This window comes from Actinoplanes sp. NPDC048796, assembly GCF_040650035.1.
In the GTDB taxonomy this organism is placed as follows: domain Bacteria; phylum Actinomycetota; class Actinomycetes; order Mycobacteriales; family Micromonosporaceae; genus Actinoplanes.
Genome location: NZ_JBEZGO010000006.1, coordinates 490,767 through 503,763, shown reverse-complemented (window position 1 = coordinate 503,763; position 12,997 = coordinate 490,767). Strand labels below are relative to the sequence as shown.

Annotated in this window: 8 protein-coding genes and 1 riboswitch; of the genes, 3 read left to right on the top strand and 5 right to left on the bottom strand. The window is 69.9% G+C overall.

What is annotated here, in order from left to right; genetic code table 11:
• Window positions 1-526: 526 nt before the first annotated feature.
• The gene (locus AB0C26_RS26840; RefSeq protein ID WP_360252973.1) at window positions 527-1,318 is read right to left on the bottom strand and encodes an NlpC/P60 family protein; all 792 of its coding nucleotides are present in this window, start codon (window positions 1,316-1,318) and stop codon (window positions 527-529) included.
• Window positions 1,319-1,357: 39 nt separating this feature from the next.
• A riboswitch (cyclic di-AMP (ydaO/yuaA leader) is annotated at window positions 1,358-1,543 on the bottom strand.
• Window positions 1,544-1,952: 409 nt separating this feature from the next.
• On the opposite strand from AB0C26_RS26840, the gene AB0C26_RS26835 reads away from it, so the two are divergent.
• From AB0C26_RS26835 to AB0C26_RS26825, 3 genes are read left to right on the top strand one after another with little or no spacing between them, the layout of a single operon-like run.
• Window positions 1,953-3,173, top strand: coding sequence for a MurT ligase domain-containing protein (locus AB0C26_RS26835; RefSeq protein WP_360253168.1), 1,221 nt, complete (start codon window positions 1,953-1,955; stop codon window positions 3,171-3,173).
• On the top strand, window positions 3,163-3,873 hold the full coding sequence (locus AB0C26_RS26830; RefSeq protein ID WP_360252970.1) for a glutamine amidotransferase: 711 nt from the start codon (window positions 3,163-3,165) through the stop codon (window positions 3,871-3,873). Before AB0C26_RS26835 ends, AB0C26_RS26830 begins: the two co-directional genes overlap by 11 nt.
• Before the next feature lie 39 nt (window positions 3,874-3,912).
• Window positions 3,913-4,650 carry a VTT domain-containing protein gene (locus AB0C26_RS26825; RefSeq protein WP_360252967.1) on the top strand — a complete coding sequence of 246 codons (738 nt, stop codon included), beginning with the start codon at window positions 3,913-3,915 and terminating at the stop codon, window positions 4,648-4,650.
• Between the two features lie 751 nt (window positions 4,651-5,401).
• On the opposite strand, the gene leuS is transcribed toward AB0C26_RS26825, so the two are convergent.
• From leuS to AB0C26_RS26805, 4 genes are all read right to left on the bottom strand, one after another.
• Window positions 5,402-8,209 carry a leucine--tRNA ligase gene (gene leuS / locus AB0C26_RS26820; protein WP_360252964.1) on the bottom strand — a complete coding sequence of 936 codons (2,808 nt, stop codon included), beginning with the start codon at window positions 8,207-8,209 and terminating at the stop codon, window positions 5,402-5,404.
• A 175-nt stretch (window positions 8,210-8,384) separates the two neighbouring features.
• Window positions 8,385-9,593, bottom strand: a complete 1,209-nt coding sequence (locus tag AB0C26_RS26815; protein ID WP_360252961.1) for a hypothetical protein — start codon at window positions 9,591-9,593, stop codon at window positions 8,385-8,387.
• Window positions 9,593-10,054 (bottom strand): sigma-70 family RNA polymerase sigma factor, encoded by a 462-nt coding sequence (locus tag AB0C26_RS26810; RefSeq protein ID WP_360252958.1) that lies wholly within the window; start codon window positions 10,052-10,054, stop codon window positions 9,593-9,595. The genes AB0C26_RS26815 and AB0C26_RS26810 overlap by 1 nt, the downstream gene beginning before the upstream one ends.
• 61 nt (window positions 10,055-10,115) lie before the next feature.
• Window positions 10,116-12,971 (bottom strand): M36 family metallopeptidase, encoded by a 2,856-nt coding sequence (locus AB0C26_RS26805; RefSeq protein ID WP_360252955.1) that lies wholly within the window; start codon window positions 12,969-12,971, stop codon window positions 10,116-10,118.
• Window positions 12,972-12,997: the final 26 nt, after the last annotated feature.

Sequence of the window (12,997 nt, the reverse complement as noted above, 5' to 3'; positions counted from 1 at the left end):
GCACAGAAACCCGAAGCGGCACAGAAACCCGAAGCGGCACAGAAACCCGAAGCGGCACAGAAACCCGAAGCGGCACAGAAACCCGAAGCGGCACGGGACCGATGGGCGGCACGGAGGCGCTGGACGACACGGGCGAGACAGGCGCGGGGTGGCGGGGCCGAGGCGGGGCGAGGAGGTCGCCACGAGGCCCAGGCGGTGCTGGTGAAGGCGGCGAAGGGGGTCGGTGCCTCATCGCGGGAGTACGGGAGGGCGGCTCAGGTGGGCGGGATTGTCAGGGGCCGGAGGGGAGCGACTTCGGATCCGCCCTGGGTGGAGGGCCGCGGAGCGGCCTGCGTGAGGGAACGCACCGGCCGGAACTGGGGCAGAGGGCGTGAGGGCAGGCCTGGGCCGTCCCTGCGGCGGGGGCTCTTCGTCAGTTCCGTATCTCTGAAGGAAGCGCGGGAGAACCGCCCGGAATGCGCCCGGGAAACGACAGCGGGGCGCGACCGAAACCGGTCGCGCCCCGCTGAGGGACTGTCGTGTGCCGTCAGACGAGGCGGCGCACCACGTAGTTCGTGCTGAACATCTTGCGCTTCGAGACGCGGGCGCCGGTGTGCGGCGAGTCGTACATGTAGCCGTTGCCGGCGTAGATGGCCGCGTGGTAGCCGTAGGAGCCGTTGCGGAAGACGATCAGGTCGCCCGCCTTCTTGGCGCCCTTCGAGACCGAGCGGCCGACCGCCTGCTGCGAGTTGGCCTTGTGGGCCAGGTTCTTGCCGGCGGCCTTCTTGTACACGTACTTCGTGAAGCCCGAGCAGTCGAAACGGCTCGGACCGGAGGCGCCGAACTTGTACAGCGCGCCGGTGTGGGCCTGGGCCTCGGCGAGGATCTTGGCGCCGCTGGCGACGACCTTGATCGACTGACGGCCGCCGACCTGCGGGGCGAACGTCGAGGTGCCCAGGTAGACCATGCGGAGCGTGCCGGTGACCTTGGGCTGGGCCCACAGGGCGACCGAGCCGTTCTTGTTCACCTTGCCGGCGGCCCAGTTCTGCCACTTGCCGTTGCGGAGCGCCTGAAGGCGGACCGTTCCGGAGGTGACGGCCTTGCCGTTCGTGGGGTTGATGTAGCGGGCGGTCACCTTGACCTTGGCGCCCCACGCGAGCGTTCGCGTGCTGACGCTGGTGCGGACCATGGGCTTGACCTTCGCCGCGGCCTTCGCGGTGGCGACCTGCGCCACGACGGGGGCGGGGGTTGCGGCGTGCGCGGCCGGCGTGGAGACCAGCTGGCCGGCGCAGAGGCAGAGGCCCAGAGACAGCGCGAGTTTGCCGGCACCGGCGGACATGCGGCGGCCACGGCTCGAACTGTGTTCGTGCACGGTAGAGATATCCCTCCGGCACGCCTGCGAGGTTAGCTGTCGGGTTCGGGCGGGAAGGCTTGCCCGGCCGCTGGGAGGCGGCTTCACCCCAAGGTCTCTCCGTGGCCGCCACCGGAGCGGGTGGCGCGGAGGAGACCGCTATTTGGGTCCCCCGTCCCTGCCCCCGTATGCCTTTGTGGTCGTACATGGTGCTCGTGGTCGCGCTGCCTGGCCCGGGGCAGGGCTCGGCGTGAACCGGGCGGCGCAAGCTTCCAGCGGGTTGCTGTCGGCCCAACCTTGGTACCCGAGATTCGGCCCGAGCGGCAGAATCGGTTCAGTAACCGAGAGTAGTTGGCACATGAAGGGCTGTCCGATTTGTGACCAGGCCATAACTTTTGCCAGCACCGCTCGTGATCAGCCAAATACAGTTCGTCGAAGGTTACGGGTGAATCAGAACACATAATTGCTCGTCACCGGCCGGGTGACGGCCACCCGATATTCACTCTTCCGCCGTCGTAATCGTCCCTACCGGGCAAAACCCGCTCCCCCGAACAGCCGGCAGCGTCGACAACTCGACGTGACATCGCGTTCCGGTACCCTCGTCGCCGTGACGGACGGGAAGATGCCCCTGCGCGCCAAGGTCGCGACCTCCGTGTCGAAGACCGCGGCGGCGCTCTCCAGGGCCGCGGGACGCGGCGACGGCTCGGTCATCGGCGGCTGGATCGGTCTGAAGATCGATCCTGAGCTGCTGAGCCACTTGGCGACCGGACGCGCGATCGCGCTCGTCTCCGGTACCAACGGCAAGACCACGACGACCAGGCTGGCGGCGGCCGCGCTCGGCGTTCTGGGGCCGGTCGCCACCAACTCCTTCGGCGCCAACATGCCCACCGGGCACACGTCGGCGCTGGCCAAGGCCGGCCAGACGCCGTTCGCGGTACTGGAGGTCGACGAGCACTATCTCCCCCGGGTCATCGACGAGACCAAGCCGAGGGTAGTGGCCCTGCTCAACCTCTCCCGCGACCAGCTCGACCGGGCCAAGGAGGTGGCGATGATGGCGCAGCTGTGGCGCACCGCCCTCGCCGGCCACCCGGACGTGAACGTGGTCGCCAACGCCGACGACCCGATGGTCGTGTGGGCCGCCTACGGTTCACAGAAGGTGACCTGGTTCAGCGCCGGCCAGCGCTGGCAGGACGACTCGTGGGTGTGCCCGGAGAGCGGCGACCCGATCGAGCGGGAGAACGGCGACTGGTGGTGCACCGGCTGCCCGCTGCGCCGGCCGATACCGCAGTGGCGCGTCGAGGACGACGGCGTGATCGACCCGCGCGGCGACTGGCACCTGGTCAAGCTGCAGCTGCCGGGCACCGTCAACCTGGGCAACGCGGCGACCGCGCTGGCCGTGGCGGCCGAGTTCGGGGTGCGCCCGATCGAAGCCCTCCCCCGGCTCTCCACCGTCACCTCGATCGCCGGCCGGTACGCGCAGGTCGAACGCGACGGCCGCAACATCCGGCTGCTGCTGGCGAAGAACCCGGCCAGCTGGCTCGAGGCGTTCGACATGGCCGAGCAGGCGCCGACACTGCTCTCCATCAACGCCCGCGACCCCGACGGTTTCGACACCTCCTGGCTGTACGACGTCGACTTCGCGCCGCTGTACGGCCGGCCGGTGCTGATCACCGGCGAGCGGGCCTACGACCTCGCGGTACGCCTCGAGGTGAACGGAATCCCGTTCCAGCACGTTAAGACCTTCGAGGAGGCGGTACGGATCGTGCCCCCCGGCCGCCTCGAAGTGATCGCCAACTACACCGCGTTCCAGGACATCCGAGCGGAGCTAGACCGTGTCAACTGAGGCCCTGCGCATCGTCTGGATCTATCCGGACCTGCTCTCGACGTACGGCGACCGGGGCAACCTGCTGATCCTGGCCCGCCGGGCCGCGATGCGCGGCATCCCGGTGGAGACCTACTCGGTCCGCTCCGACCAGCCGATGCCCACCTCGGCCGACATCTACCTGATCGGCGGCGGCGAGGACGGCCCGCAGGCCCTGGCGGCCCAGCGGCTGATCAACGACGGCGGCGTCCACCGGGCCGTCAACCAGGGCGCCGCGGTCCTGGCCATCTGCGCCGGTTACCAGCTGTTCGGTCACTCGTTCTTCGCGAAGGGTGCGAAATGCCCGGGCCTCGGGCTGCTCGACCTGCACTCCGACCGGGGCGAGACGCGGGCCGTCGGCGAGATCCGCGGCGACGTCGACCCCCGGTTGGGACTGCCCCCACTGAGTGGTTTCGAAAATCACGGCGGCCGCACCCACCTGGGGCCGAACGCCTTCCCGCTGGCCCGCGTCACCGCCGGCATTGGCAATGACGGCCAAACCGAGGGAGCCTGGGCAGGGAAGATTCTGGGCACCTACTCGCACGGACCGGCTCTGGCCCGCAACCCAGCTATAGCCGATCTGCTACTGCGCTGGGCGACCGGCGCGGATAGTCTTGCCCCGGTCGACGACACCTGGGCCGACAAGCTCAGGGCCGAACGACTGGCCGCAGCCGGAGCCTGACGACGTTAACGACGACGAGACACTGGGACGGACGACTGCATGACTGACCTCCTGATCGCCCCGCGGGGCGCCACCCTCGCGGACCCTCAGGTTGCTGCTGCTCCTCAGTCTCTGGGATGGCGGCGCCGGCTCATCCGGTTCGGCATCCTCGGCGTCGTCATCGCCGCCATCGCGGTCGCCGCGGCCGTGCTCCCGATTCAGGACATCGCCGACGGCATCGCTAAGCTCGGCCCGGCCGCCGCGGCCATCATCGCCGTGGTCGGCGGCCTGCTCCTCTCGGTCCTCGTCCCCCGCACCGCGATCACGGTGGCCTGCGGCGCCCTGCTGGGCGCCGCCACCGGAGCGGCGACCGCCCTGGCCGCCGCCGTGATCGCCGCCGCGGTCACCTACTACGCGGGCCGCTGGGTCGGCCGGGGCGCCCTCCAGGCCCGCGCCGGCGGCAAGCTCGGCGCCAAGCTCCACCGCCTCGACGGCTGGCTCAACAAGCGCGGCCTCTCCGCGGTGCTGCTGGTCCGCTTCCTGCCCCTGGCCCCGTTCGGCCTGGTCGGCTACGCCTACGGCACCACCAGCGTCTGCCGCAAGCGCTACCTGCTCGGCACCACCCTGGCCGCCATCCCGTCCGCGATCTCCTACGCGACGATCGGCGCCGCCGTCACCAAGCCGGGCGAGATGAGCGTCCTCTCCTTCGCCCCCGCCGCCATCGGCTTCCTCCTCACCACCGGCATCGTCCTGTGGTGGAAGCGCTCCGCGAAGAAGGCGAACGCCCAGACCGCCTGAACCGCTTCACGGCATCAACCTCAACAAACGGATATACGGCGTCAACGTCGACAAACGGATATAGTACGAATTCTCGGTCTTATACAGCCGCATGAAGGCCGCTCCCGCTCGCCGGGCGCGGCCTTCGCGCTTCTCCAGGCCATAGCGCGTCCCGGCCTCAAAAGCGGTGGTCACGCAAAACCAGGCGCCCCGCCCCGGGCCCACGGGATTGAGCACGGCCAAGGCCCACCGCAGGGCAGGCGTTCCGCTCCCGGATCACAGGTTTCAGCACAGTCCGGGCCCCCCACAGGCGAGCGTTCCGCTTCCCGGATCACAGGATTCAGCACAAACAGAGCCGCCGCGGACAGGCGTTCCGTCCCCGGGCCACACGATTCAGCACGGCCAGGGCCACTGCGGGCAGGCGCCCGCCCCGGGGCCACGGGATTGAGCACGGCGAAGGCCCACCGCGTGGGCGGTGGGCCTTCGGGTGACCACGGCTACGCGCGAGAGGCGCGCTGCGGCCTTGAGCGCCGTGGAGGTCGCGTCCGAGCTCCCCGGCCGGGCGGATTCTGCGGTTGGGGAGCCCGGGAACGCGTATCTCCGCTGTGTGGTGTTGACCGTCGGCCACTCTCCGCTGGTGGTGTTGACCGTCAGCCACTCTCCGCTGGTGGTGTTGACCGTCAGCCACTCTCCGCTGGTGGTGTTGACCGTCGGCCACTCTCCGCTGTGTGGTGTTGACCGTCAGACGATTCTCCGCCGTCTGGCTTGACCGTCAGACGACGACGCTGACCAGGCGGCCGTTGACGACGATGACCTTCTTGGGGTCGCGGCCGGACAGGAACTCGGTGACGGCGGACAGGGCCTCGGCTCGGATGTCGGCCTCCGGCGTGCCGGGGGTGACCGAGATGCGGGCCTTGACCTTGCCGTTCACCTGGACCGGGTAGGTGATCGACTCGGCTACCAGCTGGGCCGGGTCGGCCACCGGGAACGCGGTGTAGGCCAGGGTGCCCTCATGGCCCAGCTTGGCCCACAGCTCCTCGGCCAGGTGCGGGGCGAACGGGGACAGCATCAGCACCAGCGGCTCCACCGCCTCGCGGGAGGCGACGGGCAGCGGGGTCAGCGCGTTCGTCAGCTCGATCAGCTTGGCGATCGCGGTGTTGAAGCGCAGCTCGTCCATGTCCTCGCGGACGCCGGCGATCGTGCGGTGCAGGTGCTTGCGGGTCTTGGCGTCCAGCGGGGTGTCGCTGCTGCGGACGGCGCCGGTCTCCTCGTCGACGACCAGGCGCCACACTCGCTGCAGGAAGCGCTGGGAACCTACCACCGCCCTCGTCTCCCACGGACGGGAGACATCCAGCGGGCCCATCGCCATCTCGTAGACCCGGAACGTGTCGGCGCCGTACTGGTCGCACATCTCGTCGGGGGTGACGACGTTCTTCAGCGACTTGCCCATCTTGCCGTAGCTGCGCGTCACCTCCTGCTCGCCGTAGAAGTACTTGCCGTCGCGCTCGACGACCTCCTCGGCGGGCACGTAGAAGCCGCGCTCGTCCTGGAACGCGTACGCCTGGATGTAGCCCTGGTTGAACAGCTTGCGGAACGGCTCGAACGACGAGACGTGGCCCAGGTCGTACAGCACCTTGTGCCAGAAGCGGGCGTACAGCAGGTGCAGCACGGCGTGCTCGACGCCGCCGACGTACAGGTCGACGCCGCCCGAGTCGCCGTCGCGGCGCGGGCCCATCCAGTAGGCCTCGTTCTCGGGGTCGACCAGGGCCTTCTCGTTGTCCGGGTCCAGGTAGCGCAGCTCGTACCAGCAGGAGCCGGCCCACTGCGGCATGGTGTTGGTCTCGCGGGTGTACGTCTTCAGGCCGTCGCCCAGGTCCAGCTCGACGTTCACCCAGTCCTTCTTGCGCGACAGCGGGGTCTCGGGCTCACTGTCGGCGTCGTCCGGGTCGAAGGTGCGCGGGGAGAAGTCGTCGACGTCGGGCAGCACGACCGGCAGCATCGACTCGGGCAGCGCGATCGGCAGGCCGGTCTCGTCGTAGACGATGGGGAACGGCTCGCCCCAGTAGCGCTGCCGGCTGAACAGCCAGTCGCGCAGGCGGTACGTGGTGGCGCCGCGGCCGTGCCCGTGCTGCTCCAGCCAGGCGATCATCTCGGCCTTGGCCTCGGCGACGCCCTTGCCGTCCAGCCAGTCACTGTTGATCGCGGGGCCGTCGCCGGTGAAGGCGCCCTCGAAACCTTCAGGAGCTTGCACCGTACGGATGATGGGCAGCTCATAGACCTCGGCGAACTGCCAGTCGCGCTCGTCCTGGGCCGGGACCGCCATGATCGCGCCGGTTCCGTAGCCGGCCAGGACGTAGTCGGCGATGAAGACCGGGATTTTCTGGTTGTTGACCGGATTTGTCGCGAATGCTCCCGTGAAGACGCCCGTTTTGTCCTTGGACTCGGTGCGCTCTTCTTCGGTCTTCGCTGCGGCTTGTGCCCGATATGCGGCGACGGCTTCCCTCGGCGACGCCGCCTGCCCGGTCCATTTCGGATTTGTCGAATTCGGCCAGCTTTCGGGCGTGATCTTGTCGACCAGCTCATGCTCCGGGGCCAGGACCATGTAGGTGGCGCCGAACAGCGTGTCGGGGCGCGTGGTGAAGACGGTGATCGTGTCGTCGTTCACCGTGAAGTCGACGTGGGCGCCGCGGCTCCGGCCGATCCAGTTGCGCTGCATCAGCTTGACCGGCTCGGGCCAGTCCAGCGTGTCCAGGTCCTCGACCAGCCGGTCGCCGTACGCGGTGATCCGCATCATCCACTGCTTCAGGCTGCGCTGGAAGACCGGGAAGTTGCCGCGCTCGCTGCGCCCGTCCGGCGTGACCTCCTCGTTGGCCAGCACCGTGCCCAGGCCCGGGCACCAGTTGACCGGGGCCTCACTGACGTAGGCCAGGCGGTGGTCGTCGATCAGCTTGCGCCGCTCGATCGGCGACAGCTCCGACCACGGTGTGCCCGGCGCGGTCTTCTCCCCCGACTCGAACGCGGCGATCAGCGTGTCGATCGGGCGCGCCTTGCGCAGCTCGGGGTCGAACCACGAGTTGAAGACCTGCAGGAAGATCCACTGGGTCCACCGGTAGTACTCGGGGTCGGTGGTGGCGAAGCTGCGCCGGTCGTCGTAGGCCAGGCCCAGGCGGCGCAGCTGGCCGCGGTACCGCTCGATGTTGGCCGCGGTCGTCACCGCCGGGTGGGTGCCGGTCTGCACCGCGTACTGCTCGGCGGGCAGGCCGAACGCGTCGAAGCCCATCGGGTGCAGCACGTTGAAGCCGGCCTGCCGCTTGTACCGGGTGTAGCTGTCGGTGCCGATGTAGCCGAGCGGGTGCCCCACGTGCAGGCCCGCACCGGACGGGTACGGGAACATGTCCTGGACGTGCAGCTTCGGCGCGCCGTGCCGGGGGTGACTCGGGTCGGCCAGCTCGCCGGCCGGGTTCGGCGCGTAGAAGGTCCCGTTCTCGGCCCAGTAGGCCTGCCAGCGCGGCTCGATCTCGTTGGCCAGCGCGGCCGTGTAGCGGAACGGCGGGGTCTCGGGCTCGCTCATCGTCGGCATCCGTCTTCTTCGTCGTGTATGAAGCAGGGCACAAAAAAACCCCTCACGCAGGAGGGGTCGCCGTGCTGTGGCCGCTCTAGCGGCGGCAGCACGGCTGGCTAAGAAGCAGGAAGTGCCGAGCCATGCCTTGCATAATACCGGTCGCCACCCGGGAGCGGCGACCGGTATCTGCGGGCTACCGGCCGATCCAGTCGGCGCCGTTCAGGACGCTGTCGTCCTCCGCCAGCACGCAGGTGCCGGCGGTCACATCGCAGCGGGCCGTACGCGGGGCGTCCTGCACGGTGTCCTCGGTCAGCAGCACCTCGGTGGGCCCCAGCCAGGACGGGTTGAGGCCGGGCACGGGCCACGACCGGACCTGGTTCCGGTCGAGGTCGAGAACGCCGTGCTGCGTCGTGCTCCCGTTGGCCCACTCGAGCGGCACGAGCCGGCCGTCCGGGGAGACCTGCCCGCCGAGCTTCCAGCCGTTGCAGTCGGCCATGGTGATGGTCGCATTGCCGTCCAGCTTGAACAGGCAGCCGGAGGTGTCGTCCAGAGCCACCATCCCTCCGGGGACGCTCATCGCCTGTCCCATGGGAACCGGGGTTCGCTCGCCGCCGCCGGTCCAGGGAGCCCGCCAGGCCACGGCACTTTTTCCACTGAGCAGAAGGGCGGTGTCGGAGGCCCACGCCGCCTGGGTGAAGCGACCCGCAAGCTGGTGGACGACCCGGCCGGACGAAACGTCCACCAGTTTGACCGTTGGCTCGCCTGCCCCGCCGCTGGTGAAGGCGAGCATCGTTCCGTTCGGGGAGATCGCCACGCTGCCCGCCTGAGCGGCGTGCAGGATCGTGCGGCGGGAATTGCCGGCGCCGACCAGCACGAAATCGACGTCGAACAGTCCGTCGCCGCCCTTGGCGCCGGTCACCGCGACAAAGACGCCGTTGTCGCGGCGTTCCAGGAGGTGCACCGCCGCCGCTCCGGGGAACCGGACCGGACCGGCCCCGGTCACCAGCGTCGGCTGCTTCGCCAGCTCCGGCGCCAGCTCGGGATCCACCGTGCGCGGCACCGGCGCGGTGATCCGGCCGCCCGGAACCAGCTTGTCGAACGTCTGGGAGTACGTCTCCGAGACGCCGAGAGTCCACAACGGATGCGCGCCGTCCACCGTGCCTTGTGTGGTCACGGCCGGCGCGGCCGGCTGCCCGCCACCGCCGTTCGACCGGATCCCCAGGGTCAGGCCCGCCACCACGACCACGACCGCCGCGGCCGACGTCATCGCCACCAGCCAGGGCCTACTACGGCGGCCCGGTTCCGGCTCGGTGGCCGGGTTCCGCAGACGTACGGTCGCCGGGTCGATCCGCTCGCCCACCTTGGTCAGCACGTTCGCCAGGCGCCGATCGAGCTCGTCCATCACTGCTCCCCCTTCAGTGCGGCCTCGAGCCGGGCGTGAGCGCGGTGCGCGCTCGACTTGACCGTTCCGGCGCTGATGTTCAGCACCCGCGCGATCTCCGCCTCGCCCAGATCGCACCAGTACCGCAGCACCACCACCTCACGCTGCCGGCGGGGCAGGTCCTGCACCAGGTTCCAGAGCCACCCGTCCTCGACGGGCACCAGATCGGCCTGCTCGGGCCGGGCCAGACGCGGCGCGAACCGGCGGGCCACCGCACGACGGCGAAGGAGGCTGCGCGACCGGTTCACCACCGCTGTCCGCGCGTACGACATGGCGGTGTCCGGCCGCACGTCGGCCCACCGGCGGTACAACTGCTCCAAGACGTCCTGCGCCACATCCTCGGCGTCGCCCCGCTCGCCCAGGAGCAGGTAGGCAAGACGTACCAACTGCGTCCCGCTGTCGTGGAAGAAGTCGGTGAACACGACGAAACCCGGCTGCCGCCCGCCGGGAAAGCGGGCAGCAACCGGGTTTCAGCGCTTCTGACTACGCGGCCGGGCCGTAGACGGCCAGCTCGGTCGAGTCCTGGAACACGCAGCCGCTGTACGCGGGCGGCTGGCCGGCCGGGCAGAGGCCGGCGTTCTGGCCCTGCGTGGTCAGCATCGTGTACCGGATGAACGCGACGTCGTCACCCGTGCCCGCGGCCAGCGCGACCGTGGTGGGCGTGACGGTGCCGGCCGGGAAGGCGCCGCTCGCGGCGACCGCCCAGGTGGTGCCGTCCTTCGAGGTCTCGACGCGGTAGTCACCGGTCGAGGCGGTCTCGTCGTCACCACAGGTGGCCGACGGGTTGATCACCAACTCGGAGATGTCGACGGCGCCGGAGAGGCGGATGACGGCGTTCTGGCCGCCGGCCGCGACGTCCGATCCCCAGCCGGAGATCTGCGACTGGTCGATCAGCTGACCGGGGCCACAGCCGTACGGCGTGTAGTCCGGCCCGGTGAAGCTGACGATCGAGCCGCCGCCCGAGGAGGCCGCCCAGTCCTTGCGGACCGACCAGTTCTCGGTCTTGGTGCCCGAGTTGATCGACAGCGTCTTCACCACGATGTCGTAGCCGGCGCCGCGCGCGTACACCTTGGCGTACGTGCCCGGAATGATGCCGGAGATCTTGTAGGTGCCGTCCGCGGCCGTGGTGGCCCGGTAGTCACCGGCGAAGCCGGAGGCGTGACCGCCGAAGGCGACGGTCAGGCCGCTCACCGCCGCCTTGGTGTCCTGGTCGGTCACCTTGCCGGTCAGCGTGCCCCGCGGGGTGTTCGCCGACGGCGGCATCGAGAAGTCCTCGACCGGCTGCGCGTCGTCGCCGTCGATGGCGGCGGCGAAGTAGCCCATGCCCCGCTTGGCGAAGGTCTTCCAGATCGTCTTGGCGTTCTTGCCCTTGTTGACGACCAGGTCGGCGGCGAGGATCGAGTTGCGCATGTCCAGGAAGGACGGGTTCGACGGGCTGAGCTCCATGGCCCGCGTCACGATCGACTGCGAGGCCTTGCTGCCGATCGCGGTCCGCAGGTCCCACAGGGTCTGCGCCCAGATCTCGCCGTCCGCGTGCACCTCGGGGCCACCGGCGTAGATCTTGCCGAAGTCGCCGTAGGTGTAGCCGCCGGGGCCCGCGCCGGGAGTGCCCGGGCAGACGGTGGCGGACGCGCCGACCGTGCAGTCCAGCGCCTCGGTGCGGATGGTGTCGCCGGCCGTCCAGTACTTGCCGATCAGCACGTCGCCCGGCTTGTTCGGAACGTCCTTCTCCAGGCCCTTGCTGAAGATGTAGTCCGAGGCGTACCAGTCGCTCCAGGCCTCACCCATCGAGCCGCCCTGCACCTGGCTGAGCGTCGAGTTGCCGGCCGCGTCGACCACGAGGCGGTTGGACAGGCCGTGCGTGTACTCGTGGAACACCACGTCCGACTCGTCACCGGTGTTGGCGGCGACCGAGCCCGGTCCCGGGGTCAGCAGGTACATCTGCATGACCGGCGGGATGCCGTCCGGCGGGGTGTTCATGTTGGCGTTGTCGGTGTGGTCGCCGTCGGGCAGGCCGTTCGCGGTGTTCGCGCCGTCCATGGCCTGGCCCTGCACCGCGTCGCCGTCCTGCGCCTCGAAGTTGCCGGCGGCCCGGGTGAAGCCGATCGGCGCCGACTTGAGGTGGTCGTGGAAGGTGCCGAGGAAGGTGAACAGCTGCACCGCGTTCTGCTTGCGGTTGACCTGCCACGAGTTCGGCGTCTCCGGGTCCCACGAGCAGGGGTACGCGTCGGAGCAGAGCCCGCCCACCTCGTCGTTGAAGTCGACGAACGGGTAGTTCCAGGTCTTGAGGCCGGACGGGCCGACCTCCTCGCTGGCGTCGGGCAGGTCGTTGTCGTTCACGTCGGACCAGACGTGGGCGACGTTGCCGGACAGCTGCCGGGCGTTGTTCGGCAGCCAGCCCTTGGCCGTGAGGTCGACCTTCTCCTGCTTGCCGCCCTTGGGCGCGCCCGGGTAGTTCTTCCAGGCGTCGGCGGTGTCGTTGGCGACCGTGCTGTGGCGGTAGAGGACCTCGCCGCTGGCCGCGTCGACGACGTGCACGTAGCCCTCGTCGACGACGATCGTCTGGTACGCCAGGCGGACGCCGCTGGCGGTCTGGAACCAGACCAGCTTGGCGTTGCCGTTGTCGCTGAACGTGGTGACGCCGGCGGCCGTCTTGGTGGCCTTGGCGGTCGACTTGCCGAACACGTCCTTGACGGCGGCGGCGCGGGCGCCGGCCGGGGTCAGCTTGGCCGCGCCGGCGGACGGCGGCAGCGCCTTGAGCGGCGAGCCGTCGACCTGCACGAGGCGGCCGTCCTTGGTCACGTGCGCCTTGAGCCCGTTGCCGAACACCGGCACCCCGTCGGCGACCTGGATCCAGCTCAGGTGGTGGGTGCCCTCGATGTCGACGTAGTCCTGGCGCAGCTCGAGGGTGGCCAGGTCGGCCGCGGTCAGCCCGAACACGTCGGGGTGCGCGGCGATGTAGTCCAGCGCGATCTTGGCCGGCTTCTGCTTGCTCGGGCCGGTCAGGAACCCGTCGAGCTTGGCGACCCGGCGCGGGGTGCCGGTCGCGCGGTCGATGTCGACGATGCCCTGGACACCCAGGGAGTTCCGCAGGGTGTTCACCGCGGTGGCGGACGGCGTCGCGACGAGCGCGCGGCTCAGGGCGGCGCTGGGCGCGGCGGCCGCCGCGGCGGCCAGGTTGGCGCGGCTGTCGTAGTCGGCTCGCCGCTGCTGCTTGCTGTCGGTGGCCCCGGAGACGGCGCCGGGTAGCGGCGCGGCTTGTGCCTGTGCCGGCAGCAGTGCTGCCAGCAGGGCGACTCCGGCGGCGGCCGCTCCCACCCGCTTGGTTGCGGATGGCACGGATAACGCTCTCAATTCAGCCCCTC

Bases quoted from the DNA above. Each gene is read 5' to 3' on its own strand.
- AB0C26_RS26840 (WP_360252973.1), bottom strand. From the start codon at position 1,318: ATGTCCGCCGGTGCCGGCAAACTCGCGCTGTCTCTGGGCCTCTGCCTC.
- AB0C26_RS26835 (WP_360253168.1), top strand. From the start codon at position 1,953: ATGCCCCTGCGCGCCAAGGTCGCGACCTCCGTGTCGAAGACCGCGGCG.
- AB0C26_RS26825 (WP_360252967.1), top strand. From the start codon at position 3,913: ATGACTGACCTCCTGATCGCCCCGCGGGGCGCCACCCTCGCGGACCCT.
- leuS (WP_360252964.1), bottom strand. From the start codon at position 8,209: ATGCCGACGATGAGCGAGCCCGAGACCCCGCCGTTCCGCTACACGGCC.
- AB0C26_RS26815 (WP_360252961.1), bottom strand. From the start codon at position 9,593: ATGGACGAGCTCGATCGGCGCCTGGCGAACGTGCTGACCAAGGTGGGC.